Source organism: Campylobacter lanienae NCTC 13004, assembly GCF_002139935.1.
In the GTDB taxonomy this organism is placed as follows: Bacteria; Campylobacterota; Campylobacteria; order Campylobacterales; family Campylobacteraceae; genus Campylobacter; species Campylobacter lanienae.
In genome coordinates this window covers 1,348,389-1,374,388 of sequence record NZ_CP015578.1, presented here as the reverse complement: position 1 = coordinate 1,374,388, position 26,000 = coordinate 1,348,389, and the positions used below count along the sequence as shown (strand labels likewise).

The window sequence follows — 26,000 nt, the reverse complement described above, 5'->3', positions numbered from 1 at the left end:
AATTCAGATTTTAGATGATTGAATTTCTTCGGTTATTTGATTTTTAATTTTGAACCACATAATGGCTCAGCCGACGCATTGTCGGCTAGAGTTGTTATACATATCCTTGATCGATCATCGCATCAGCGACTTTTCTAAATCCTGCGATATTTGCTCCTAGAACAAGGTTGCCCGGTACGCCAAATTCAACAGAAGTTTCATAACTAGCTTCAAAGATATTTGTCATAATTCGGTGAAGTTTGCTATCTACTTCATCGAAAGTCCATTTTTGCATACTTGCGTTTTGTGCCATTTCTAATCCACTAGTTGCCACGCCGCCAGCATTTGCAGCCTTAGCAGGACCAAATAAGAAATCTTTTTTGCTAAGCATAAAGTCAATAGCCTCAAGTGTGCTAGGCATATTTGCACCCTCACAAACCAATCTACAACCATTATTATAAAGAGTTGTGATATCTTCTAAATTTAGCTCATTTTGTGTAGCACTTGGGAATGCAGCATCACATGGAACACTCCAAATTCCATTTGTACCAGCTTTATACTCGCTAACTGGAGTGAATTTTGCACTTGGTTTAGCCGCTGCGTACTCGCTAAGGCCTTTTCTCTCAACCTCTTTAATGCGTTTTAATAGCTCTACATCGATACCTTCGCTATCATAGATAAATCCAGTTGAATCACTAACTGTTATAGGAAGTGCGCCAAGTTGATATAGTTTTTGAGCTGTATATATAGCCACATTGCCAGCACCGCTTATTGAACATTTTTTGCCTTCTAGGCTGCTATTTTGTTTTTTAAGCATCTCTTGAGCGAAATATACTGAGCCATAACCAGTAGCTTCTACCCTTACTAAGCTACCACCCCAGTCTAGTCCTTTACCAGTCAAAGCACCATCAAAGCGATTTGTTAGTTTTTTATATTGACCAAACATATAGCCAATTTCACGACCACCAACGCCGATATCGCCAGCTGGAACATCTTTTACATCGCCGATTAATTTGTATAATTCATTCATAAAAGCTTGACAAAATCTCATAATCTCGCCATCGCTTTTGCCTTTTGGATCGAAATTTGCGCCGCCTTTACCGCCGCCCATATTAAGGCCTGTGAGTGAGTTTTTAAAGATTTGCTCAAAGCCTAAAAATTTGATGATATCAAGGCATACTGATGGGTGAAATCTCAAACCACCTTTATATGGTCCAAGAGCAGAGTTAAATTCTACACGATATCCGAAGTGTGAGCAAGGTTCGTTTTTGTCATTCATATAAGTCACTCTAAACATCGTAGTTCTTTCAGGCATTACAATACGATCTATGATTTTGTGATCTAGATACTTTTTCTCTTTTTCTAAAAGTGGTTCTAAAGTATGTAAAACCTCTGTAGCGGCTTGTAAAAATGTTGTTTGACCTGGACTTGACTTTTTGATATTTTCAAGTGTTTGGTTGATATACTCATGTACTGACATTGTAACTCCTATTGTAAAAATGTTTGTAGTTGGATTATATTTAATTTTTCTTAAATTTAATCTTAATATAGAAAAATTTGGGATAATTTTTGGTTATATTGTTACAAATTTACTCACTTTATGGGTGAAAATTATGCTTTTTTGCTAGTGAAATAAATTTTTTTAGGGCTAATTTTTCCCTGTTTTTGATACCATAACTAATATGCTCTAGATACCATAAAATCATATTTGGATGGATATTTCTACTTTTTGAATACTCATTGAGTATGTATTTTGGTATCTTTATTTTTTGCTTTAAGAATTGATTAATAATTTTTTTATACAAATTTTTATTTTTATTGCAGCAAAATAGCCCAAAAACAAAAGGTAACCCCGTTTTTTGATACCAAATTTCACCCATATCATAAAATTTATCCCCACCATCTTTTATATATTGTCTTAATGCTTCATCTCCTATTATTATCTCTCCATTAAGCGACAAAATTTTACCAAGCATATTTGAACTCTTAGATGCGGGGTCTAGTTTTTTGGGGCTATTTTTACGCACTAAGACTGATTTTACCGCACCTTTGGCGCATATTCCTAAATTTAGTTTTGTGTATTTTGGATTTCTGCTCTCTATGCTTGAGATGATGGCGGCATCGATTCGCCTTTTGCTTAGATCTTCGCATAATTTTGCTGGGGTGCCTTTTTTGAATTCAATAGATTTTTTAGTTTGATTGCTTAGTGGGTAGCGCTTTAAAAATACATGAAATGGAAGCAAATTTAGATAATCAATCTTGCCAAATAGCATATTTAAACCCTTTATTAGTGTGTTATCTTCAGCGTCTTTAAAGGCTGAGATTTGTAGCCTTTATGGCTTAAAATTTGGATTAAATATATGGATTATACCCCAAATTTGCTTAATTTTTGAGCCTTAGCGCAAGGGATTGTATCTAAATAAATCAAAATATATTAAGCTATTTTTCTTATCGCCGATTTATGGATTATATTTCAAATAAAAAGAGATTTTATGAAAAAGTTTGCTTTAGCAATTATTTTTTAGTTTCTGCTCTTTTTTCAGCAGATAATTTTATCTTTTATTTTAATAATGGCAAACTTATAGTTGCTGATATTAGGGCATATTAATTAACTTTGGGCGATTAATTCGCCTAAAGCTCAACGCAAGAAAGGTTTAAAATGAATATTAGCTCACTATCATCAAATACATTTCAAATTCAAATTAATCAAAAATTGCCAAAAATAGAAGTAAATTTCGCTCAAACAGAGCAAATAAAACAAGATGAAAACACTGATAGATTTGGTAGAAAAATAGAGTATTATGATTATTATGCAGGATCTTACGGAGACATAAATATAGTCCAAAAATTTGGAACAAAAACACAAACCAAAGAAGAAGCATTAGATGAATTTATCGCTAGACAAACAAAGAGTATTTTAGGTGGTGCTTTTTATCATTCAACATTTGGTGCGTCAGATATAAAAGGTATATCAGAAAGTGGATATTTTTTTAATAATGATTATTATCGATATGGCAAAATCCCGCAAGAGTACTACCTAAACTCCTACGCAAACTCAAATTTAATTGATACTAAATTTGGTAAAGCGGAGTTATTTTTAGATTTAGCTGGGGATAATGATAGATTAGGAGTTGGAAGCTTTAGCTCAAATTCGCAGCTTTTTAGATTTGATAGTGATGGAAATGGATTTGTAGATAAAAATGATGATTACTTTGATAAGTTAAAAATAAGAGCTTATGATAAAGATGGAAATGAGATTATAAAAAAGCTTAGTGAAGTTGTTGATAGTATAGATTTAAAAGATTTTATAGATAGCAAAAGTAATGCTATAAAAAAACTTGAAGCACGAAAAGATAATTATGGAACAATAGAAGCTTATGAAAACTCATTACAATCGCTAAAAGATTATAATCCATACTCTATTTTTAAGCCTGAAGTAAGATATGAAAGTATGAATGAGAATGATATAAAAGAGCTCTCAAAACTAGCTGATGAAGATGGCTGGATAGATATAAATTCAAATTTGGGAGCTTTTAATGGATTGCTTGGGATTGCTTATGCTAAGCAAGGAGTTGATGGGAGTTATAGATTAGAAGAGTTATCGAGTTATCCGCATACTACAAATTTTGGCTTTAATAATGTATTTGATACAACAACCAAAGAGTACTATTGGCGAGATAGCGATAAAAACTCTTATCAAAATCAACAATACACGAGATTTATGAATTTATATAATGATTATATGAGCGAGCTTAAAAATAGAGATGATTATATAAATGAATTTGATGATGAAACAAAGGCAAGGTATCAAAATGTAAAATCTAGCGTTATGCTATCTATAGAGCGTGAATTTAGCTCTGCGACCGGACTTAACTTCACCTTAGAAAATCTACAAAAAGTTAAAGATAGCTTTGAAAAAGATAGAGCAAATACCGCAAATATGCTTAAAGACACAGACGCATTAACAGCTATAAGAATTAATAAAAATGGCACATTTACCCTTAAATTTAACAGCGGAAGGGAGATAATCGTAAATGAGCTTTATAAAGATAGCGGTAAGGCTTTTGATGTAGAGCTAAATTTAAATGCTAAATTCGCCACTCAAATAGAGCTAAACCAAGATATAGATTTGGTAGTGAGCGCAGCTAAAATCCAAGATAAAATCACAGGGCAAATCGAGATAAAATCCCTAAAAGATCTAGGCGTGGAGATAATCAAAAAGCTATCAAATAACAAATTCGCACTCCAAACAAAAGATGGTAAAACCATAATCATAGATCAAATTTACACTAGATTTATGCCAAATAATCAAAATGATATAAATTTAATAAACGATAAGGATAAATTTTACCCAAAACCGCTTAGAATTTGGGTTTAAAATAGCTTTAGTATCTGTTTATTATAAAAAAGTATTATTATAAAGATAAAAAATCTAAAAGGAAAAATAGTGAAAAAGTATATTTTTGCTCTTGCTTTGGCTCTACCTTTGTTTGCTCAAGAGAGATTAATCCATGTTTATAAGTCGCCATCATGTGGTTGTTGTGGGCTTTGGGAAAGTTATATGGAGAAAAATGGCTATAAAATCAGCTCTCATGCTAGTGATGATTTTATAAAAATTAAAGAAAAATTAAATATCAAAGATGAGTATCAAAGTTGTCACACAGGGGTTATCGATGGTTACGCTATTGAAGGGCATGTGCCTAGTAGCGTTGTGGATTGGTTATTAGAAAATAAACCTAATGGTGTGATAGGAATTTCAGCCCCTGGTATGCCTATGGGAAGTCCTGGGATGGAGCAAGGAATAGAGGAGATATATTCTGTAATTTTGATGAAAAATGATGGCTCAAGTGAGATTTTTGGATATTATAAGGGTGATAAAAAGATTTAATTTGTTATGAAATTTAAATTTAGTATTAAATAAATTTAAATTAAGAAAAAATTTATATAAAATATTAATGAAATTTAATTTTGATAGTGATAACTGCATGATTATAAGCAGTTATCACTAAATTTATAAGTTAAAATAAATTTTTCAGCCTTTGTACATAAGCACTCTCATCAAATTCTTTTATCAGTGCCACTCCATCTTCTACAGCGGCTTTTGCCACAGCTGGAGCAATTGTGAATAAAACTCTAGGGTCAAATGGTTTTGGGATTATATAATCTTTGCCAAATTTAATTTGACTTACATTATAAGCTTTACAAACTTCACTAGGGACACTCTCTTTGGCTAGTTTGGCTAGGGCAATAGCGGCGGCTATTTTCATATTTTCGGTGATCTTTGTCGCTCTTACATCGAGCGCACCACGAAATATAAATGGAAATCCTAAGACATTATTTACCTGATTTGGATAGTCGCTTCTGCCTGTACCGATGATGATATCATCTCTAATCTCATGAGCGATCTCTGGTCTGATCTCTGGCTCTGGATTGGCTAGAGCGAAGATTATAGGATTATTTGCCATGCTTTTTACCATATCAGGCGTTAGAAGTTTGGCTTTAGAAAGGCCTAAAAACATATCAGCACCCCTTAAAGCATCGCCCAAAGTTCTATCATCTGTATCTATGGCAAATTCCATTTTTTGCTCGGTCAAATCATCTCTTTTTGAGTGGATAACGCCCTTGCTATCGCACATAATTATATTTTTAACACCAACGCTTTGATACATTTTCGCACATGCTATTCCGGCTGCTCCGCTACCGCTTACTACGACTTTGATCGTGCTAATATCCTTGCCATTTATCTCTAAAGCGTTTAATAATCCCGCCGTTGTGATGATGGCTGTGCCGTGCTGATCATCGTGCATTACAGGGATATTTACGCTTTCTTGAAGTTTTTTCTCTATGTAAAAGCATTTTGGTGCGGCGATATCTTCTAAGTTTATACCACCAAAAGTTGGGGCTAGAGCTTTACAAATTTCAACTATCTTATCTGGGTCTTTCTCATCAAGTTCGATATCAAAGGCATCTACATTGGCAAATTTTTTAAATAAAACAGATTTGCCCTCCATAACAGGTTTTCCAGCGATAGCGCCGATATCACCAAGGCCTAAAACCGCCGTGCTATCTGTGATTACGGCTACTAGATTGCCTTTGTTTGTGTATTTGTAGGCTAATTCGTTGTTTGACTCTATCTCTATACAAGGTTCAGCCACGCCAGGAGAGTATGCTAGGCTAAGGTCTTCAGCGCTAACGCAAGGTTTTTTGACATTTATCTCTATCTTTCCACCTTCGTGGTAATCAAGAGCTTTTTGCTTTAAACTCATTGTTTTTCCTTAAATTTAACTTTAATTTTAAAAATAATATAGAATTATAACTTAAATTTATTTTATTCTAGGTAAATATTTAGATAATAGATAAAATTTATTATCTATATGTTACTTTTGGTAAATTAAATGGTAAATTTAAGCTATACTTGATAAAATAAAAGCCAGAGCCTTAAGCTCTAGCTAAGTTTTATAAAGATTTTAGGAAGTTTTGAATTCTTGATTTTAGCTCATCAATGCCGATTATCTCAATCACTTCAAAGATGCTTGGGCTGACTGCGCTTCCTGTGATTGCGATTCTGATTGGTTGGGCTAGGTCTTTTAATTTTTTATCTTTTTTGGCTAAAAATTCGTTTGTCATCTCTTCTATGGCTTTGGCATCCATCTCCTTAAATTCAAGAGATTTGGCAAATTCATCAAGCAAAATTTTGTTACTATCATTTATAAATTTTTTAATAGCATTTGGATCATAGGTTGTAGGTCTATTTATGATGGCTAGGGCTGAATTTTTAAGCTCTAAGAGAGTTTTGGATCGCTCTCTTAATAGATCTAGGAGCATATGGCCTTTATCAATAGCTCTAAAATCCAATCCAAAATATAGCATATCATCAGCGAGTCTTTCGAATGGTAATGATTTTATATAGTGTGAGTTTAGCCACTCTAATTTAGATTGATTATAAGTAGAGGCTGATTTGCTAAGATTATATGGATCAAATAGCTCTATCATTTGGTGTAAATTAAATATCTCATCATCGCCATGGCTCCAACCTAAACGCACCAAGAAATTTAAAATCGCCTCAGGCAGATAGCCCATATCTTTATACTCCATCACATCGGTTGCGCCGTGTCTTTTGCTAAGTTTAGACCCATCGCTACCATTTATCATCGCCACATGAAAAAACTCTGGAATTTTAAATCCAAGAGCCTCATATAAGATAATTTGCTTTGGTGTGTTGCTTAGGTGATCATCACCTCTAATAATATGCGTGACCCCCATCAATGCATCATCTATCACAACACAAAAATTATATGTAGGCGACCCATCACTTCTAGCGATGATAAAATCATCTAAGATATCGCTACAGTTGAATTTGACATTACCCTTTACGCCATCTTTAAACTCAATCACCCCTTCAAGTGGGGCTTTTATGCGGATTACAGGCTCAATGCCTTGTGGTGGTGTGCCTGTAAAATCTCTATATCTACCATCATATTTTGGCCTTAACTTCTTAGCTTCAGCCTCGGCTCTCATCTGTGCTAGCTCCTCTTGGGTAGTGTAGCATTTATAAGCTTTGCCGCTTTCTAATAGTTGATTAATATATTTTTTGTAGATATCAAATCTCTTGGATTGATACTCTACATCGCCATCATAGTCTAGTCCGCACCAATTAAATGCTTCTCTAATTGCGATTACTGCTTCTTGTGAGTTTCGCTTTAAGTCTGTATCTTCTATGCGAAGAAGGAACTTGCCACCATTTTTACGCGCAAAAAGGTAGTTATATAGTGCGGTTCTAAGTCCGCCAATGTGTAAAAATCCAGTTGGAGATGGGGCAAATCTTGTAGTTATCATTATAATTATCCTAATGTTAATTGAAATTTGGATATAATTTTAGCCAAAATTTGCTTTAATAAAGGTTTTATATGGTTAAAAATTTGATTTTTGCTTTGCTATTTTTGGCTATTAGTGCTAATGCGAGATATGTTGGTGGTTTGGTGGCTACTGTGGATAATGAGCCAATTACCACATATGAGCTAAATAGCGTGATGGCTAAGACAAATTTAGATAAAAATGAAGCTTTAAATTTGTTAATAAGAGATAAGATTGAGCTAGCTCAGATAAAAAGGCTAAATATAAGTGTGAGCGAATTTGAGATTGAACAAAAAATTGCCCAATTAGCCGCAGCCAATAATATGAGCGTTGAGGGCTTTAAATCTGCGGTAAAATCACGAGGCACTAGTGATGAGCAACTCCGTGAAGATATGGCAATTTCAATTAAAAAAGAGAGACTCTATGCTGGGATTTTAAATACCCCAACTCAAAATATCACACCGCAAAATGCTAGGAGATTTTATGAGAATAATGCGGGAGCGTTTTTACAATTTGGAAGTATTAGCTTGATACGATATATCTCTAATGACGCTAATGCCTTAAATAGACAAGCTAAAAATTATAAAGCCGATATAAAAGGGGTAGAAAAAGAGTATTTAACTCTAAATTCAGCCAATATCACTCCAAGATTAGCCTATACGCTAAACACTACCAAAAATGGCGAATTTACCCCTATTTTAGAGTCTCCATCAGGATTAGAGAGATTTTATATCGTATCTAAAAGTGGCTCAGTTTTGCCGCCATTTGAAGCAGTAGAAGAAGCTGTTGTAGATAAGATGATAGAGCAAGAAAGAGAGATAGCCATGATGGATTATTTCAATAAATTAAAAGCCAAAGCAAATATAAAATATATCCAAAAATAGCCTTAAATTTGGCTTTTCATTATATTTATTTTAGAGCTATTTTTGATCTTTGCGTCATCTTTGAAAATGGCTCTTACTCTATCCATCCCAATGTAAAACTCCTTCATCAAACTCACCCACAAATATCTACCAAATTTTGTAGATTCAATCATATTATCTGTGATTTTGATAGCACCAACAAGGCTTAGCAATCTTAATTCTATATTTAGCGTTTTTAATAGATTTGTTTTATTGGTTTGATTGAATTTACTAATATCAATAAAACCACTGAAAATTTCAGTTAAAAATAGATATTTTATCCGCTCTTTTGGTTTGAATTCGCAACTTGCGATTATGGAGCTTTGGTTATTTTGAATTTTGCTATTATACTCATTTAGATTAAAAGCATTGATAAAAAGCTTGCCATTAATAAAGCTAAATCCACCACTTCCGATGCCTAAATACTCGTGCTTTGAGCTGACATATTCATCATTGAAATTTGATCTATTCTTAGCATAAGACCAGGCGTTATTTTTGTGATAATCTTTGAAATTTTCTTCTATGATGGTATAAAGCTCAAACTCATTATCAAATTTGCTTACACCTAAGCTAGAAGCTATTTTGGCTTTTGTTAGATTGGATTTCATGAGCGGATAAAATGTGATTTGATCTGCGTCAATACTTTTAGCTAAATTTATATCATTAATTAGCATATCTTTGGTTTGGTTTGGGAAGTTAAAGATTAGATCTATACTTGTGATGGGTAGGATGCCTACGGCGTTTTTTAACTTTGTGATTAGGGCTTGGCTTGAGCCGAATTTATCATATCTACCAACTCTTTTTAAGATATCATCATTGAAGCTTTGTACTCCGATACTTAGACGCTTAATCAACCCTTTAAATCGCCTAAGATTATTAGGTTCAATGTGGCTTGGGTCGCTCTCGCATGAAATTTCATCTATATTAAAGAGCCTTTTGGCTAATTCTAGTGTTTTTATAAGCTCATTTTCATCTATTAAAGTAGTGCCACCACCAACATACATGGAGTTAAATTTATACCCTAAGGCGTGAATTTGCTCCATTTCTAAACGCAAATTTTTAAAATACTCTTTTGCGATGCTTTTGTCATAAGCATATTTATGAAATGAACAATATGGGCAAAAAGTATGGCAAAATGGGATATGAGCATATAACATATAGGTTATACTTGGGTCTGGTGGGGTGGTTGTGGCGTGTGGCAAGATATCTAAATTTAATTGCGATTTCAAAGAGCGATTTAGCGAAAATTTCGCATATTTAAGGGCTAAATTTTGTATAAGTTTCATCTGCTATAACTTTTAAATTTATTTAAATAGCAAAATTATAGCAGATATTTTAAATTAAATATTAAATTTAAGTTCTATTTTAGCTTAACTATCTCAGAGATTATCTCGACTAACTCTTCTTGGCTATTTACATATTCGATATTGATTAGGTATTTGCCATTCACCACAAAGCCTGGAGTTCCGCTGATTTTAGCCACTTCTAAGGCTTGGTCTGTTAATTTAGCATAGGCTTTGCCCTCTTGCGAATTTATGTATTTTAAGATATTTTCAACGCTACTATCTTTTACGCCGTTTGATTGTAGGATATTTACGGCTCTTTGATAAAATTCTTGGGCGTTTTTATATCTTTTTTTACTCACAAAAGCATCTTCAAAAAAGCCTTTTAAAACTTGATGAAAATTTGATTTAGCACTTAGAGTGCTTAGACCATTTTTATCATCTAAGCTCTTAGCATAGCCTAAAACTTCACTCATCTCAAAGCCATATTCGCCCATTTGACGCACTTGCCACTCATCATATTTTAGATCAGGTAGCATCTCAGATACAAATTTAAGCGTGCCAGCTTTAAAGTGATTATAGCAGTGGATACAGCTATAACTAAATATCTCAATAACGCTATTTGAAGCGTCTTTAAACTCTGCGTTTGAAGGTAGTTTGATATACTCTTTGCCTTCGCTAATAGCATTTGCGCCAATGGCAAATAGCAAAGAAAATGCTAAGAAAAGTTTTTTAAATTTCATTATTTACTCCTTATTTTAGATTTTTAAAACTCAAAGGAAGCTCTAAATTTAGCCCCTTTACAAGCTTAATCACACTTTGTAGATCATCAATCGACTTGCTCTCAACTCTAATCTCATCGCCCCTGATGGAGGCATTTACCTTGATTTTAGCATCTTTTATCGCTTTTGTGATCTTTTTGGCATTGTCGCTATCTAAGGTATCATTTAGTTTCAAAATTGATTTAACATTGCCACCACTTGCGTTTTCTATGCTCTTTTGACTTAGGGCAACTGGTGGGATATCTCGTTTTATTAGTTTGCTTATTACTATATCTTTTAGTGCGTCTATTTTTGAGTCGCTTGAGCTAATTAGGGTTATGGTTTTGTCCTTTTCATTTAGCTCAATTTCAGCCTTTAAACCCTTAAAATCAAATCTATTAGCTACTTCTTTTTTAGCTATTTCAAGGGCATTTTTGACCTCCATCATATCTACACTAGCACTAATATCAAAACTATGAATATCAGCCATTTTGATCCTTTATAAAATCTTCTATATTTTTCGCACTTAGCTCGATTAATTTTCTTCTAGCCTCTACACTCGCCCACGCAATATGCGGAGTAATCATCAATCTATCTTTGTTTTTGACCTTTAATAGCGGATGATTAGCCACTATCGGCTCTTTTTCTAAGACATCAGTGGTAAAATAAATTTCACGCTCATCAATTAATTTAGCCATATACTCTTCATCTACAATCCCGCCACGACCACTATTTACTAGCATCGCTCCATCTTTTAATTGATTAAGAGCCTTAGAGTTAAAGAGATTTTTTGTATTTTCATTAAGTGGTGCGTGAATGCTGATTATATCAGATTTCAAAACTTCATCAAAGCTAACTCTTTTGAAATTTGAATTTGAGTTATTGCCACTTGTGGAGTAGTAGGATACTTCGCAGCCAAAAGCTTGAGCCACCTTAGCCACTTCAAGGCCGATTGTACCAAGCCCAACAACGCAAAATTTTTTACCGCTAAGCTCGAAAATTGGTTTATCTAAATTTACAAATATCGGACTTTTGGCCCAGCCATCGCTATTTTTGCCATAATTTTCATAGTAACTTGTGCTATTTCTAATGGCTAAGATATTGGCAAAAGTCTGTTGAACTACGCTATTAGTGGAGTATCCAGCGACATTTTTAACAGGGATATTAGCCTCTTTGGCAGCTACTAAATCGATATTATTAACGCCAGTTGCGGTTACGCAAATTAATTTTAAATTTGTTTTAGCGATAACATCTTTGGTGATTAAAACCTTATTTGTTAGCACTATATCGGCGTTTTGGAGCCTTTGGATGGTTTGAGTCTCATCTGTCATATTGTAGCTGACAAACTCGCCAAATTTGCCAAATACGCTATCTAAATCAACATCATTGCCCAAAGTATCGGCATCTAAACATACTATTTTCATATTTTCCCTTTTTTGAAGTTGGGTTAATATTAACATTTTTTTATTAATTTAAGGACAATTTTGAAATTTAAATTTGTAAATATTGCTAAATTTGCCGATTTATTGCTAAAATACAGAAAATAAAAAGGAAAAAAAGTGGCAATTACCCCTATCTCAAATTCTATCTATGTCAATCAAAATGCCCCAGTAGCAGCAAGTGTCCAAAGTGATTTTCAATCCAAATTAGATATGCAAATGGCGATTAACGCCGCAGCTGCAGCTGAAAAGAAAAAAGAGGTAGAAGAGATTCGACCTACTGAAGAAACTTATAAAATTGATCCCGAAAATGAGCATGAAAAGCAGACGCAAAAAGAGGATTTAAACGACCACCATCACAAGCCAAAGCATAGCGATGATGAGAGTGATGAAGATGATGAGAGTGATGAGAATTATGAAAGCCAAGAGATTAAAAAACTTGATATAGTGGTGTGAGATGAGAGTTATAATTTTAGCTATTTTTGCTCTGATATTAAATGCTGGGAGTATAACTAAGGTTGATATAGTAGTAGCAAAGCGTGGAGCGATGGGGGCTTATATATATGGAAGTGATACGAATAATATACAGGTGTTTTATGCGGGGAGATTGGTAGATGATTGTCGTATTGATGGGATTAAAAATCCATTAGATAGGGTTGTTCGTAAATGGGCTTTGAGCTGTAGATTGCCAAATGAATCTGGAAAAGTAGAGATAAGGTATTTTGATCTACATAATAAGCGTCAAATAGTAGCTAAATTTATACAATAAATTTGGTTTAATTTTAGCTAAATTTAGATACAATCTAGCTTTTTAAGGATTATTAATGAAAAAGAGAGTTATCACTGGTTTGGCCTTATTTGTGGCGTTTTTGGTTGTGGCGGTGCTAGATATTTTTTGGCTAAATTTCTTAATTTTTGCTGCTATTTTGGTTGTGGCGGTCTTGGAGAGCTTGAATCTTTATGGGATTAAGGAGCGATCTTTGGCTATTATAGCGCTTATATTCTTTACTATAATTCCATTTGTGAGTGGGATACAAGATATTTTTAAGATTATTATTTTAAATTTGGTTATTGTGGCTAGTGTTTTGGCCTATATTAAAAGCGATAATTTGAAATTTATTTTGCCTTTTATCTATCCTGTTGCGCCGATATTTATGCTATTTGGAGTCTATCAAAGTTATGGTATTAGTGCTTTGTTTTGGCTTATTTTTAGTGTGATTGCTAGTGATAGTGGGGCGTATTTTGTTGGTAAATTTTTTGGTAAAAGAAGCTTTAGCCCATCAAGCCCAAATAAGACTTTAGAGGGCGTCATAGGTGGATTGATTATTGGTGTTGCTTTTGGGGTGATATCGGGGCTATTTTTGATGGATATGGCTTTTGTTATTGTGGTTTTGTGTAGTTTAAGTGTGGTGGTTTTTGGTATTTTTGGGGATCTATTTGAGAGCTATTTGAAGCGTTTGGCTGGGGTGAAAGATAGTGGTGTGATACTTGGCGAACAAGGTGGAATTTTAGATAGAATGGATGGATATTTGTTTGGTGTTTTAGCTATGTATATGGTGCTTATATGATAGTACTTGGCAGTAGTGGGAGCATAGGGCTAAATGCTTTAAACTTAGCTAGGGAAAATGGCTTACAGATAGATGCTTTAGCGTGTAAGAGCAGTGTGGCAATCTTAAATTCACAAATAGAAGAATTCGCCCCAAAATTAGTATATATAGACGATGATAGCCTAAAATCTCAAATCAATCACAAATTTGTCTTTAGCAAAAAAGATGGAATAGAGAAATTCTTAAAAGCCTGTGATGAGCAAAGTCATGGGGCTAAGCTTATAAATGCATTTGTGGGATTTGATGGATTGATACCTAGCTTAAAGGCTTTGGAGCTTGGGTTTGATCTAGCTTTGGCAAACAAAGAGAGCCTTGTGGCTGGGGGAAAATTTTTAGATTGTTCTAAGATTACGCCGATTGATAGTGAGCATTTTGGGCTTAAATTTATGTTAAAGGATCGCCCAAAAATTCATAGATTGATAATCACAGCTAGCGGTGGAGCCTTCTATAATCGTGAGATTTCGGCGTTAGCAGGTGCTAGTGTAGAAGATGCTCTAAAACACCCAAATTGGAGTATGGGAGCTAAGATTACCATTGATAGTGCTACGATGGTAAATAAGCTATTTGAGATTGTGGAGGCGTTTTGGCTATATAGTTGCCAAAATATAGACGCTTATATAGAGAGAAAATCCCTAATCCACGCATTGATTGAATTCCAAGATGGATCTAGCACGGCTCACATCTCAAAGCCTGATATGAGACTTGCTATAGCCCACGCCATAGGGCTTGGTGAGCAAAGAGTAATTGAAAATTTAGATATTAAGTTGTTGCAAAATATCACCCTTGAGCCAATTGATTTAGATAGATATAAGGCATTTAGCTTAAAAGATGAATTATTACAAAATCCGCAAATCGGCGCTATTATCAATGCTGCTAATGATGAGATTGTGGCTGGATTTTTGAATAAAAGAGTGAATTTTATCTCTATTAGTAATGCGATTTTTGATGCTTTGGATAAATTTGGTAGTTTTAAACTTGATAGCGTTGAGTCTGTAATTGAGATAAATCAAAAGGTGAGAGAGTATATAAAAGATAGATATATGGCTTAAATTTTACTAATTTTTAACAAAAACTTATTAAAATATAGCAAAATTAAAGGAAATTATGTTGCGTAGTATCATTATATTTTTAACAATTTTTATCTTTGTTAGTGGTGCTTATGCTAAATTCACATTGATAAAGCTAGGAGTCGATGATAATAACACTGTGCTTGTTACAGGAGGGATCCAAGGTGATGAGCCGGGCGGATTTATGTCAGCAAATTTGCTAGCTCGTGGTTATGAGATCACATCTGGGTCTTTATATGTGGTGCCAAATTTAAATATGCCAAGCATAATTAAAAAGTCCCGTGGCGTAAATGGTGATATGAATCGTAAATTTGATATTATCTCAGATAAAGATCCTGAAAAAGATATAGTAGAGCAGATTAAATCTTTGGTTTTAGAGCCAAATATCACTATGCTTGTGAATTTGCATGATGGAAGTGGATTTTATCGCCCAAAATATATAAATCCAACAATGAACCCAAACCGCTGGGGAAATATCGTTATAATTGATCAAATTGCTCTTGATGGTGCCATATATGGGGACTTAGAAAAAAACGCCAATAAAGTAGTAGAGAGATTAAATGATAAGCTTTTAAACCCAATCCACAAATATCATCTTCGCAATACACGCACCGCCGAAGGCGACAAAGAGATGCTAAAAAGCCTATCATATTTCGCTATCAAAAACGGCAAAGCAGCTTACGCCAATGAAGCTAGTAAGACTCTGCCGATACATGAGCGTGTATATTATCATTTGAGTGCGGTTGAAGAGTATTTGAAATTAGCTGGGATAGAGTTTAAACGCAAATTTGAGCTAACGCCTCAAGGGGTTAAGAGAGCCTTAGATGAAGATTTATCTGTGCTTGTGTGTGGTAAGTTTTTGTTTCATTCTCCAAAAGCTAGATTAGGATATATCCCACTTCCAAGTAGTGGTGAGCTAAAAATTGATTGCGATAATGCGCTTGTGGCATTGAGTAAAAATCAAAATGAATACAACATCCATTATGGCAATACCATAGTTACGAGATTTACGCCAGAGTATTTTGAGTATTCAAATTTAGTTGATGAGACTAGTATTAAGATCGATAATGATGAGGTTAAGAGTGTTAAATTAGGTCAAAAAATTGTAGTAAATAATAGCTTTATGATAATCCCAAAAGATAAAATAAGAGCAAATATAATAGGATATGGAACAACCATAGTAGATGAAAGCGGGATTAAAATTACCAAAGATATGATAAAATCACGCTTTTCAATGGATAAAAAGGGGCAAATTTATAGGGTTGAATTTTACGAAATTTCAGATAAAAAGGATAAATTTATCGGTATGATTTTGGTGGAGTTTGCTAAGTGATTTTAGGAATTGAGAGTAGCTGTGATGATAGCTCTGTGGCGCTTTTGGATCTAAAATTCAATCTCATATATCATAAAAAAATAACTCAAGAGCTAGAGCATAGTAAATATGGCGGCGTAGTCCCTGAACTAGCTGCTAGATTACACACTGGGGCTTTCCCAAATTTAATTAAAGATATTAAGCCATATTTTAAAGATATTAAAGCGATCGCTGTGACAAATAGCCCTGGGCTTAGCGTTAGCTTAGTTAGTGGTGTGAGCGTGGCTAAAGCACTTAGCGTGGGGCTAAATTCGCCATTAATTGAGATAAATCACTTAGTTGGGCATATATACTCTTTGTTTTTAAACTCAGATGAGAAGTTACCTCTTGGGGTGCTTTTAGTCAGTGGTGGGCATACTATGGTTTTGTATATCGATGAAAAGGGCGATATCAAGACCCTTGTGTCTACTAGTGATGATAGCTTTGGTGAGAGCTTTGATAAGGTGGCTAAGATGATGGGCTTTGGCTATCCTGGTGGAGCGATTATAGAGAATTTAGCCAAAAAATCAACAAATGATAGATATAAATTTACAATTCCACTAAAAGGCGATAAGAGATTAGAATATAGCTTTTCAGGATTAAAAAATCAAGTTAGAATAGAGATAGAAAAGAGCCTTAATAACTCTAATAGCGATTTTGCTGATATCGCAGCTGGATTTGAGAAGGCGGCTTGTGAGCATATTATAGATAAGCTTAAAAGAGTGTGTGAGAGTGTGAAATTTGCGAATTTAGGTGTCGTGGGTGGGGCGAGTGCGAATTTGTATTTGAGGGCTAGGTTGCTTGAGCTTTGTGAGAATTTTGATATGAATTTGCTAGTTGCGCCGATGGAATTTTGTAGTGATAATGCAGTTATGATAGCAAGAGCAGGTATAGCAAAGTATCAAAAAGGCAGATTTGCTAATATAAATGAGCTAAAAATTAGCCCTAGATCAAGCTTAAGCTCAATTTATTTATGATATAATTTCGCCCATGAGATATATAGCTTTTTTCATATTTTTTTGCTCTTATTTAGGCGCTTTTACATTTAGCATTAATAGTGGTAAACATGATGGAAATCCCTATTATATCATACATCTTCAAGATGATAAGGATATGATTTGTGATGAGAGAAATAACCAAGAAAATAAAGTATATAGCTGTAGGGTTTTTACTAAATTAAATCAAAATTTAAAAAACCAAGATCTACCATTTGCCAAAATCGGATTTTATCCTTTAAATGATGGGTTTGTGGTGATAATAGAGCCTAAGATAACATCTAGAATATTTAATGTCAATAATAGATTATTTGATTCTCAAAACTCCCTAGCTGATAAAACCAATCGCTCCAAACACTTCACAATCAATATAAATAAGAGATTAAATGAGCTAGATACAAGCTATATAAAGGGGATTGAATTCCCTATCAAATACCCAAATTTACTTCATCCAAGCGTTGGTGCCTTGGATCTAAATAAAGAGCCAATCACATATAATGAAAATGGCGATATGGGGATCTATCTCCTAGTCAAAAGAAATTACGAGCGTCAAAATTATCAAGAGGTAATTAACGAGAGTCAAAAGGCGATAAATATGCACCCAGATAGCATATTTGTGGGTGAGTTTTTGCTATACCAAATTCGCTCTTTAGATAAACTAGTCAAAGAAGAGACCCAATACCAAGCCATACAAGCGATAAATAAAAATATAATTGATCTATCCAAAGTTTGGATGAGATTTAACGGCTCAGATAGAAACTACCCTGAAATTTTATATATCAATATGATAGCAAATATCAGTAGCGATCTTTTTGATGATGCGGAGTATATATTAGATATTTTGATGACTGAACATAGCAATGACAACTGGACAAAACAGGCTATAATAGGCTATGCTGACTATCTAGCATCTCGTGGTAAATTAAATGACGCAATGAGATTTTATGAAGATGTATTGTATAGCTCAAATGATGTTGATATCGCTAGTGAAGCAACATTTAGGTTAGTTAAAATTTATCTATCTCAACAAAGATTTTTAGAAGCAGCTCAATATATAGATAAAGTAGTTATAACAAATCCTAAATTTATAATATCTGATAAAAGTTATAGCCTAGAGATTGCCGATGAGTTAAGGGCAAACAGTCTATTTGATACTGCAGCTAAGATATATAAGGCTGTTTTTTTGGATTCTACTTTACATGATGGGTATTATGAGAGTAGCCTTAGGAAGCTTGGGGCTACGCTAGTGCGTGGGAGTGAGCCAGTAAGTGCGTATGAGTATCTACAAAAATATAAGAGTGAATTTGCCGATAATGAATTTAATAGCGAGATAGAGTATGCTCTTGATAGGCTATTTTTTGAGTTGCCTGATAGAAATAGCGATGAGAGACACTCTCATTATAAAAATTTATTAGCCAAATATCCAGGTCAAGAGCTTGCTGATATGGCACTTATAGAAGAGGTTAAATTAAGCTTTGAAGAGAAAAAATATAATGATATTTTGAGCTTAAATAATTTAATATTGGATTTAAATCAAAGTGATATCACAGATATGATGGAGGCATCGGCGTTGAGCTTAGCTAATAGATATAATCAAAGCTCAGATTGCTTAGATGTCGTGGCTTTGAGTGATAAATACAATATCCAAAGTAAAGTAGCTGATCAATTAAAGCTATTTAACTGCTATTATAGAACCAAACGATACAATCAAGCTTATAATCTTACTCAAGCCAATTTAAATGAGCCAAATTTAAATAATAGAGTAGTTTGGTTAAATAATCTAACTAAAATCAACTACCAACTATCTAAATTCACCGCTGCTATAGATAGTAGCTTTAAGGCTGTAGAACTAGCTAGTAAGGTGCCATATAGCGATCCAAGCGAAGCGATAATTTATAGATTTTACTCACTTTTAAAATTAGATAGATTTGATGAGGCAATCAGAGCTTTGGATACACTAAAAGATAAAAGAGGTATCGATATAATGCTAGTTGAGGCGTATGACGCTGCTATGATATATGCTAATAGCAAGGGCGATAAAGTAGCTAAAGAGTATTCTAAAAGAGTCTTAGATCTACAAAATAAACTTAATATCGATACATTTAGCCCAGAAGCGGACTTCATATACGCTGAGAATTTAGCTATGGATTTGGAATTTGATGAGGCTAAAAATGTGATTTTAAAGCTTTTAAATAAAAACCTACAACCGCAAAATAGAGCTAGAGCCCTACACAAAATAGCCCAAATCGAAATTTCACAAAACAACCCAAAAGCCGCCGCACCATATGTAGATGAGTGCTTAAATATAGCTGAAAATAGCGAGTGGAGAGAGCTTTGCTTGGAGCAAAAGCGATTAGTTGATGGAATTTGATATTTGAGTTAGAAATTTATCTAAATTTAAATTTTTAGCATCAATTTTAATGGAGTTAAAGCTTTTATTAAATGTTCTTTGTCGCTTGGCTAGTTGCGTTGTGTGAATTGTGATCAGATCATTTAGCTCATTTAGATTTATCTTACCATCAAGATAATCTTTAGCCTCTTTAAGACCGATGGAATTTAGCGGTTTTAATGCGCTATCATAACGCCCAAATAGATATCTAGCTTCATTTATTAAGCCATTTTCAAGCATATTTTTGGTGCGAGTTTTGATGCGCTCTATCAGCTCAAATTTATCCCACACTAGCTCATAAATAGTCAAATTTTTAATCACCGGCTCACCAGTGTTAAGCCGTAGCCATTGAGTTGGAATTTCATTGGTTTGGGCGTAAATTTGATACCATTTGTGAAGTCGAAATTTATCATTTTTGCTAAATTTAGCGCAAAATTCCTTATCAATCTCCACTACCAAATCCCAAATTTCATCATCACTTATATTAATTTTCAAAGGCTCAATTTTAGGCGATAGACCACTTAGCATTGATTTTAGATAAAATCCACTTCCGCCGGTGATAATTAGCATGGAGTTATTTTGCTGTGCGTATAGCTTGGCCTTTTTATACTCATCTATAAAATCTCCCACACAAAAATCCATATCAGGCATAACAAGATCAATCCCAAAATGGCTAACAAGCTCTAGCTCATCCTTATTAGGCTTAGCACTTGCGATATCGATCTCTTTATATAAACACAAAGAATCAAGGCTTAAAATCACCGCATTAAACTCTCTAGCTACCTTGATAGCCAAATCGCTTTTGCCACTTGCTGTAGTGCCGATAATTGCTAATTCACTATACATTTTACGCTCTTTAATTTTTGATATTTTATCTAATCAAATGTCCCAATATGCTTAAATTCGCTATTTTATCAATATAAATTTAGTTAAATTTCGCTAAAATACCACCCTTAAAAGGAAAAATATGTCAAAATTTATTAAAATTTTAAAAGATATTGATGAGTTAATTGTCTTTAAGCACTCTATTTTTGCTCTGCCATTTATATTTGTAGCGATGATAGTGGCATCTAAGAGCTTAAATAACTCAATTTGGTTTGGTTGGGAGCTTTTGATTTTAGGTATTTTGTGCGCTGTTAGTGCTAGGAATTTCGCTATGGGGGCAAATCGCTATTTGGATAGAGATATTGACAAGGATAATCCTAGATGCGCCTCTCGTCCAAGCGTAGATGGCAGAATTGGCAGTGGAAATTTATTAATTTTTATCTGGATTAATGCTTTTATTTTTGTGATTGTGGCCTATTTTATAAATTCTCTTGCATTTTGGCTTAGTTTTCCGATTTTAGCACTTCTTGGGGTGTATTCATATTTTAAGAGATTTTCTGCTTTGGCTCATATTATGCTTGGAGTTTGCCTTGGGCTTTCGCCTATTGCTGGGGCGATAGCGGTGCTAGGAGAGGTGCCTTTGTGGGTGCTTTTGCTCTCATTTGGGGTTGTGTTTTGGGTGGCTGGATTTGATATTTTATACTCACTTCAAGATATGGAGTATGATAAAAAGGTAGGATTGTTTAGTATCCCTAGCGTATATGGTGCGAAGGCTGCTATGTTTATTTGTGGGATTTTTCATTTTTTGACTATACTTTTTTGGCTGCTTTTTGCTATTGGTGCTGGGCTTGGAGTGGCTGGTTTTATCGGTGTGGGGATTAGTGGGGTGATTTTGTATTTTGAGCATAGGATTGTTAGGCGGGATTTTAGCAAGATAGATAGGGCGTTTTTTACTCTTAATGGATATTTGGGAATAATATTTTTTATCTTTGTATTGGTGAGTTTATGGTAGATTTTAGGTTGATTAATGGTAGGGTTGAGATCGGCTTTGAGCCTGATGAAGAGTATAAATATGAGGCTGAATTCAACCAAAGTAGAAGCAATATAGATGAGTGGTTAAGTCACGAAAAGGTGCGTGGAGAGAGTGAAAATAGCGATCCATTAACGATAAAATTACTCGTTGAATTATATAAAAAGGTAGATGAATTATCAAATATTATCAAAAATCAACACACACCGCCAAAACCGCTTAAATTTACTCAATTAACAAGCAAAATTGGGTATGAGGGTTTTGAGTTTGATAATGAGTGCTTGGAAGTGGGGGGAATTTACTTTGCTAGAGTGAATTTACCACTATTTATAAAGCGTGAAGTCTTGATATATTTCAAAGCACTCACGCCAAAATGTGCGAAAATTTTAAAGCTTTCAAGAGGAAATGAAAAAGAGTGGAATGCCTTTGTGGCTGAGAGTGATAGATTAGAGATTAGAAAGGCAAAAAATAGTGAGCAATGAGTTATTACTTTATATCGCTTTTATACTTCTTTTAGCTGTTTTTGGGGCGATTTTTTGGCTTAGAGAGAAGCAGATTAATTCGAAATTTTCTAAATTTGAATTGGCGATAGAAGGGCTTATCAAAGAGAATTATCAGCTTAAAAAGCAGATTAAAGATAACGCCAAACCACAAGAGATTATCAAAAATGATATAGATATGGATGAGATAAATCATATAATAGAGCTAAAAATCAATGAAGGATTAATCCAAAAAATCTCCCCAATTTTACAAAATGTCCATATCATAGAACAGGCCGTAAATGAGATCAAAGATGAACAACAAGAGAGGCTTTATAGCCTAGAAGAGCGAACCAAAAGTATAGGCAAGATTACTCCACCTAGCTTTGAAGCAAATAATGAAAATAGAGTTGTAGAGATGTTTAGAGCTGGTAAAACGCCAGAGGCGATAGCTAGGGATTTACAGCTTGGAGTGGGGCAGGTTACTATGATTTTGAAATTTAAAAAAGAGATATAATGCTAGTAGATAAATTTGGTAGGGTTATTGACTATTTGCGTATTTCAGTAACTCAGCTTTGTAATTTTAAATGTAGGTATTGTATGCCTGAAGATGGTGAGTTTAATGGCTTAGAAAAGAGCAAGATTTTGAGCTATGAAGAGATGTTTGGGTTTGTTAAAATTTGCCTTGATAATGGAGTTAAAAAGATTAGATTAACCGGCGGGGAGCCTTTAGTAAGAAGAGATATTGAAAAATTTGTAAAAATGATAAATGATTATAAACCAGATCTTGATCTAGCTATGACAACAAATGGATATTATCTAAAACAAAAGGCGAAAATCTTAAAAGAATCAGGGCTAAAAAGATTAAATATCTCGCTTGATACTTTGGATGTTAAAAAGGCAAATTTCATAGCTAGAAAAGATGTCTTAAATCAAGTTTTAGATGGAATTAATGAGGCTGAAAAAGAGGGCTTTGGTATCAAACTAAATAGCGTTGTACTTCGTGGGATAAATGATAATGAGATTATAGAGCTTTTGGAATTTGCTAGGAGCAAAAATGCACAGATTAGATATATTGAATTTATGGAAAATACTCACGCAAGTAGCGATATAAAAGGGCTTAAAAAAGATGAAATTTTAGATATCTTATCTAAAAAATATAGTATAAAAGAGATTACCAAAAGCCCAAATAGCCCATCTAGTCTATTTGAAACTAGCGATGGATATAAATTTGGAATTATAGATCCGCATAAACATGATTTTTGTGCGAGTTGCAATAGGCTTAGATTAAGTGCTGATGGGCTTTTGATACCTTGTTTATACTATGAAGATGGCAAGAGCATAAAAGAGGCTATGAGAGATGGGAATTATGCTAGGGCTATGGAGATTTTAAAAGAGGTCTTAGAGACAAAACCAGAGAAAAATAGATGGGAAAATGATGGTAAAGGCGAGATTTCTAGTAGGGCATTTTACCAAACTGGTGGTTAGAGATGGTTGAGGTAGTTGAGTATTTCCACTCCATTCAAGGCGAAGGGCGATATCAAGGCAAAAACGCCTTTTTTATCCGCCTTGCTGGTTGTAACCTAAGATGTCAAGGCTTTGGGTCTATTATGAAATCACCTAAAAATGGTGAAATTTTATTAGGTTGTGATACCATTAAAGCAGCGCAATCATCACATTTTAGCTATGAAAAATTCAATTTTGAGCGTTTGAGTAGTTTGCTCATTAGTTTAAAGCATAAGCCTTTGATCATTATAACCGGTGGCGAGCCGCTTTTATACCATAGTGATTGGGATTTAATTAAATTTCTTGAGTATGCTTTTAGCGTTGGATTTAGTGTGCAGTTTGAGAGCAATGGGACTATTGAGATTGATTTTGCCAAATATCCAATTTACAAAAAATGCACCTTCGCAGTGAGTGTAAAGCTATCTATAAGTGGTGAGCCAGCGCACAAAAGAATCAACAAAAAAGCCCTAAAATCGCTATTTAATAACGCTGATTGCTTCTATAAATTTGTAACTACGGCTAATGAATTTGATGAGATTAAGGAGATTTTATCTATCCAAAATGGCGAAGTGTGGTGTATGCCGCTAGCTAAAAACCAAGATGAATTAAACCAAAATGCCAAAAGCGTGGCGAGTTTTGCTATAAAAAATGGATTTAATTATAGTGATAGATTGCATATTAGAATTTGGAATGATTTAGATGGAGTTTAGAATATGATAATTAGAAAAATTTATGATTTTGAAAATGCTCATATAGTGAGATTTTGTAGCTCAAAGCGGTGTAAAGAGAGTATCCACGGCCATAGCTACAGGTGTGAGGTGCTACTTAAATCTGAGTATTTAGACGCTGCTGGGATGGTGTATGACTTTGGCCTTATGAAGCAATATATCAGGATGATTATTGATAGTTTTGATCACACTACGACGCTTTATGCTAATGATGAGATTGGGTATAAAAATGATATGAAAAAGCACTCTAAACGCTGGATAGAGCTACCTTATAATCCAAGTGCTGAGCATTTTAGTCGTGTGTTTTTTGTCTTAATTGATAAGCTACTTAATCAATCTATCATGCAAAATGGCGAAAAGGGTGTGGAGCTATATAGCATTATTGTCCATGAGACAGCCACAGGCTATGCGCAATGCTTTAAAGAAGATGCCTATAGCCCTAAAATGGGGATAATAAATTTAGATGAGATAATCTTTAGCGATGGGATCAAAGAAGAGTGGAGTGATTTTGACTTTTATGAAAAGCTCAAAAATGGTAGTAAATTTATAAATCCAAAGGAGTGCTAGTGAGAAGATTAACCTTGATATTTTTGGTGATTTTTAGCTTTTATGGTTGTGATGATAAAGAGCCAAAAAAGAGCTTAAATAACGCAATCGAGATCCCGCCACCAGATGTCCCGATAGCCAAAAGCGATGGCAACGCAAGTATAGATAGCGATTTTCCTCCAATGCCGGTGGCAGAATGATAGAGACTTATGAGATGAGCATTGGCTTACACCTTCTATTTGTCAAGGTGCTTTTGGGGTTGTTGGTTTTACATTTGGGGCTTGTATTTATAGGCGATACGGCTAAATTTAGTTATATTAAACGACTTATGTATTTCTTGCCTACATATTATATTTTTATGGCATTTATATTTTTTACTGGGATGCTTAATTTGGCTATTTTACACTTTTCTATGAGCTTATCTATTTGGGTAATGATAGTTTGTTGGATATCGCTCATTCCGCTTGGGGCGATTGGATTTAAGCGGTTAAAAGCCGTTAGAATCAATAGAGAATTTGCTAAATTTAAAAAATTTATGCTTATTAAGATAATTTGCGAATTTATCATTGTAGGGTTAGGAACTTATATAGGAATTGCCTTATGAAATTTATCTATCATGAGAGGGCAAATGCTGAAAATATCGAGCTTAGTGGCGATAGTTTTAGCCACTTAAAAGCCCTTAGATTAAGCCTTGGCCAAAGGGTGGATATAAGAAATTTAAAAGATGGCTATAGCTACATTTATGAGATCAAATCCATAAATAGGCGTAGTGCGGATTTGGAGTTGGTATTTAAATCACTCATAAGCCCTATTAAACATAAATTTGAATTAGCTTGGGCGGTTGTGGATGGTAGCGTGATAGAAAAGAGTTTGCCTACTCTAAATGAGCTTGGAGTGGGGCGGTTAAATTTAGTCTATTGTGAGTTTTCGCAAAGGAATTTTAAGCTAAATTTAGAGAGATTTGAGAGAATTTTGATTAGTAGTTGTGAGCAGTGTGGTAGAAATTCCATCATGGAGATTGCTATATTTGATAGCGTGGATGAGCTTTTAGAGTATAAAAAAGATATAGCCTTGGTGGATTTTGGCGGTGAGAGTTTGGATAGATTTAATGGTGAGTATATGCTATTTGTGGGGCCTGAGGGTGGATTTAGCCAAAGTGAAAGAGATAAAATACCGGCCAAATTCGCTATAAACTCACCTTATATTCTTCGCTCAAATAGTGCTATTATCGGCGTTGCTAGTAAATTTTTGGTGTGATT

28 protein-coding genes are annotated in these 26,000 nt (G+C 34.2%); 19 read left to right on the top strand and 9 right to left on the bottom strand.

Going from position 1 to position 26,000, the window contains the following annotated elements; genetic code table 11:
* Nucleotides 1-94: 94 nt before the first annotated feature.
* A complete protein-coding gene (gene gdhA / locus CLAN_RS07030) occupies nucleotides 95-1,459 on the bottom strand; it encodes an NADP-specific glutamate dehydrogenase (RefSeq protein WP_100590920.1) in 1,365 nt (454 codons plus the stop codon).
* A gap of 118 nt (nucleotides 1,460-1,577) precedes the next feature.
* Nucleotides 1,578-2,252 carry an MqnA/MqnD/SBP family protein gene (locus CLAN_RS07025; RefSeq protein WP_100590919.1) on the bottom strand — a complete coding sequence of 225 codons (675 nt, stop codon included), beginning with the start codon at nucleotides 2,250-2,252 and terminating at the stop codon, nucleotides 1,578-1,580.
* 386 nt (nucleotides 2,253-2,638) lie between these two features.
* Here CLAN_RS07025 and CLAN_RS07020 point away from each other — a divergent pair, with 386 nt between their 5' ends.
* Together CLAN_RS07020 and CLAN_RS07015 are read left to right on the top strand one after the other, a co-directional pair.
* A complete protein-coding gene (locus CLAN_RS07020) occupies nucleotides 2,639-4,357 on the top strand; it encodes a hypothetical protein (protein WP_100590918.1) in 1,719 nt (572 codons plus the stop codon).
* A gap of 69 nt (nucleotides 4,358-4,426) precedes the next feature.
* Nucleotides 4,427-4,867 carry a DUF411 domain-containing protein gene (locus tag CLAN_RS07015; RefSeq protein WP_415270422.1) on the top strand — a complete coding sequence of 147 codons (441 nt, stop codon included), beginning with the start codon at nucleotides 4,427-4,429 and terminating at the stop codon, nucleotides 4,865-4,867.
* Nucleotides 4,868-4,997: 130 nt separating this feature from the next.
* On the opposite strand, the gene CLAN_RS07010 is transcribed toward CLAN_RS07015, so the two are convergent.
* A complete protein-coding gene (locus tag CLAN_RS07010; protein ID WP_100590917.1) occupies nucleotides 4,998-6,245 on the bottom strand; it encodes a malic enzyme-like NAD(P)-binding protein in 1,248 nt (415 codons plus the stop codon).
* Between the two features lie 190 nt (nucleotides 6,246-6,435).
* The gene (gene gltX, locus CLAN_RS07005; RefSeq protein WP_100590916.1) at nucleotides 6,436-7,815 is read right to left on the bottom strand and encodes a glutamate--tRNA ligase; all 1,380 of its coding nucleotides are present in this window, start codon (nucleotides 7,813-7,815) and stop codon (nucleotides 6,436-6,438) included.
* 71 nt (nucleotides 7,816-7,886) lie between these two features.
* Here gltX and CLAN_RS07000 point away from each other — a divergent pair, with 71 nt between their 5' ends.
* On the top strand, nucleotides 7,887-8,717 hold the full coding sequence (locus CLAN_RS07000; protein WP_100590915.1) for a peptidylprolyl isomerase: 831 nt from the start codon (nucleotides 7,887-7,889) through the stop codon (nucleotides 8,715-8,717).
* Between the two features lie 2 nt (nucleotides 8,718-8,719).
* Here the strand turns inward: CLAN_RS07000 and CLAN_RS06995 are convergent, their stop codons facing one another.
* The 4 genes from CLAN_RS06995 to CLAN_RS06980 form a co-directional block, all read right to left on the bottom strand.
* Nucleotides 8,720-10,021 carry a coproporphyrinogen III oxidase family protein gene (locus CLAN_RS06995; RefSeq protein WP_100590914.1) on the bottom strand — a complete coding sequence of 434 codons (1,302 nt, stop codon included), beginning with the start codon at nucleotides 10,019-10,021 and terminating at the stop codon, nucleotides 8,720-8,722.
* A 74-nt stretch (nucleotides 10,022-10,095) separates the two neighbouring features.
* Entirely contained in the window at nucleotides 10,096-10,761 is a 666-nt protein-coding gene (locus CLAN_RS06990) for a thioredoxin domain-containing protein (RefSeq protein WP_096021880.1), read from the bottom strand.
* Nucleotides 10,762-10,771: 10 nt separating this feature from the next.
* On the bottom strand, nucleotides 10,772-11,269 hold the full coding sequence (locus CLAN_RS06985; RefSeq protein ID WP_096014313.1) for a YajQ family cyclic di-GMP-binding protein: 498 nt from the start codon (nucleotides 11,267-11,269) through the stop codon (nucleotides 10,772-10,774).
* Nucleotides 11,262-12,203, bottom strand: coding sequence for a D-2-hydroxyacid dehydrogenase (locus CLAN_RS06980; protein ID WP_096017735.1), 942 nt, complete (start codon nucleotides 12,201-12,203; stop codon nucleotides 11,262-11,264). Before CLAN_RS06980 ends, CLAN_RS06985 begins: the two co-directional genes overlap by 8 nt.
* A gap of 135 nt (nucleotides 12,204-12,338) precedes the next feature.
* Between CLAN_RS06980 and CLAN_RS06975 the strand changes: the two genes are divergently transcribed.
* The 7 genes from CLAN_RS06975 to CLAN_RS06945 all read left to right on the top strand — a co-directional run bounded on the left by CLAN_RS06975 (nucleotide 12,339) and on the right by CLAN_RS06945 (nucleotide 19,609).
* The gene (locus CLAN_RS06975; RefSeq protein ID WP_096015699.1) at nucleotides 12,339-12,674 is read left to right on the top strand and encodes a hypothetical protein; all 336 of its coding nucleotides are present in this window, start codon (nucleotides 12,339-12,341) and stop codon (nucleotides 12,672-12,674) included.
* A 1-nt stretch (nucleotide 12,675) separates the two neighbouring features.
* A complete protein-coding gene (locus CLAN_RS06970) occupies nucleotides 12,676-12,987 on the top strand; it encodes a hypothetical protein (RefSeq protein WP_096023096.1) in 312 nt (103 codons plus the stop codon).
* Between the two features lie 55 nt (nucleotides 12,988-13,042).
* Nucleotides 13,043-13,786, top strand: a complete 744-nt coding sequence (locus CLAN_RS06965; protein ID WP_096014317.1) for a phosphatidate cytidylyltransferase — start codon at nucleotides 13,043-13,045, stop codon at nucleotides 13,784-13,786.
* Nucleotides 13,783-14,874 carry a 1-deoxy-D-xylulose-5-phosphate reductoisomerase gene (dxr, locus tag CLAN_RS06960; protein WP_100590913.1) on the top strand — a complete coding sequence of 364 codons (1,092 nt, stop codon included), beginning with the start codon at nucleotides 13,783-13,785 and terminating at the stop codon, nucleotides 14,872-14,874. Before CLAN_RS06965 ends, dxr begins: the two co-directional genes overlap by 4 nt.
* Before the next feature lie 67 nt (nucleotides 14,875-14,941).
* On the top strand, nucleotides 14,942-16,225 hold the full coding sequence (locus tag CLAN_RS06955; RefSeq protein WP_415270433.1) for a M99 family carboxypeptidase catalytic domain-containing protein: 1,284 nt from the start codon (nucleotides 14,942-14,944) through the stop codon (nucleotides 16,223-16,225).
* Nucleotides 16,222-17,220 carry a tRNA (adenosine(37)-N6)-threonylcarbamoyltransferase complex transferase subunit TsaD gene (gene tsaD / locus CLAN_RS06950; protein ID WP_100590911.1) on the top strand — a complete coding sequence of 333 codons (999 nt, stop codon included), beginning with the start codon at nucleotides 16,222-16,224 and terminating at the stop codon, nucleotides 17,218-17,220. Before CLAN_RS06955 ends, tsaD begins: the two co-directional genes overlap by 4 nt.
* Nucleotides 17,221-17,233: 13 nt before the next feature.
* Entirely contained in the window at nucleotides 17,234-19,609 is a 2,376-nt protein-coding gene (locus tag CLAN_RS06945) for a tetratricopeptide repeat protein (protein ID WP_100590910.1), read from the top strand.
* On the opposite strand, the gene miaA is transcribed toward CLAN_RS06945, so the two are convergent.
* Complete coding sequence (gene miaA, locus CLAN_RS06940) at nucleotides 19,592-20,473, bottom strand: tRNA (adenosine(37)-N6)-dimethylallyltransferase MiaA (protein ID WP_100590909.1); 882 nt, start codon at nucleotides 20,471-20,473, stop codon at nucleotides 19,592-19,594. The two genes, CLAN_RS06945 and miaA, sit on opposite strands and share 18 nt — an antisense overlap.
* Nucleotides 20,474-20,594: 121 nt before the next feature.
* Between miaA and mqnP the strand changes: the two genes are divergently transcribed.
* The 9 genes from mqnP to CLAN_RS06895 are packed head-to-tail and all read left to right on the top strand — an operon-like array spanning nucleotide 20,595 to nucleotide 25,998.
* Nucleotides 20,595-21,464: a menaquinone biosynthesis prenyltransferase MqnP gene (gene mqnP, locus CLAN_RS06935; protein ID WP_100590908.1), complete on the top strand. Its 870-nt coding sequence runs from the start codon at nucleotides 20,595-20,597 to the stop codon at nucleotides 21,462-21,464.
* Complete coding sequence (locus CLAN_RS06930; protein ID WP_096014325.1) at nucleotides 21,458-21,964, top strand: hypothetical protein; 507 nt, start codon at nucleotides 21,458-21,460, stop codon at nucleotides 21,962-21,964. Before mqnP ends, CLAN_RS06930 begins: the two co-directional genes overlap by 7 nt.
* A complete protein-coding gene (locus tag CLAN_RS06925) occupies nucleotides 21,954-22,478 on the top strand; it encodes a DUF6115 domain-containing protein (RefSeq protein ID WP_100590907.1) in 525 nt (174 codons plus the stop codon). The genes CLAN_RS06930 and CLAN_RS06925 overlap by 11 nt, the downstream gene beginning before the upstream one ends.
* Nucleotides 22,478-23,449 (top strand): GTP 3',8-cyclase MoaA, encoded by a 972-nt coding sequence (moaA, locus tag CLAN_RS06920; RefSeq protein WP_100590906.1) that lies wholly within the window; start codon nucleotides 22,478-22,480, stop codon nucleotides 23,447-23,449. The genes CLAN_RS06925 and moaA overlap by 1 nt, the downstream gene beginning before the upstream one ends.
* A 2-nt stretch (nucleotides 23,450-23,451) precedes the next feature.
* Entirely contained in the window at nucleotides 23,452-24,177 is a 726-nt protein-coding gene (locus tag CLAN_RS06915) for a 7-carboxy-7-deazaguanine synthase QueE (protein ID WP_100590905.1), read from the top strand.
* A 3-nt stretch (nucleotides 24,178-24,180) separates the two neighbouring features.
* A complete protein-coding gene (locus CLAN_RS06910) occupies nucleotides 24,181-24,762 on the top strand; it encodes a 6-pyruvoyl trahydropterin synthase family protein (protein ID WP_096015620.1) in 582 nt (193 codons plus the stop codon).
* On the top strand, nucleotides 24,762-24,941 hold the full coding sequence (locus CLAN_RS06905; protein WP_100590904.1) for a hypothetical protein: 180 nt from the start codon (nucleotides 24,762-24,764) through the stop codon (nucleotides 24,939-24,941). Before CLAN_RS06910 ends, CLAN_RS06905 begins: the two co-directional genes overlap by 1 nt.
* Nucleotides 24,938-25,345, top strand: coding sequence for a hypothetical protein (locus CLAN_RS06900; protein ID WP_096015618.1), 408 nt, complete (start codon nucleotides 24,938-24,940; stop codon nucleotides 25,343-25,345). The genes CLAN_RS06905 and CLAN_RS06900 overlap by 4 nt, the downstream gene beginning before the upstream one ends.
* Nucleotides 25,342-25,998, top strand: a complete 657-nt coding sequence (locus tag CLAN_RS06895; protein WP_100590903.1) for a 16S rRNA (uracil(1498)-N(3))-methyltransferase — start codon at nucleotides 25,342-25,344, stop codon at nucleotides 25,996-25,998. Before CLAN_RS06900 ends, CLAN_RS06895 begins: the two co-directional genes overlap by 4 nt.
* The last annotated feature ends 2 nt before the right edge of the window (nucleotides 25,999-26,000 follow it).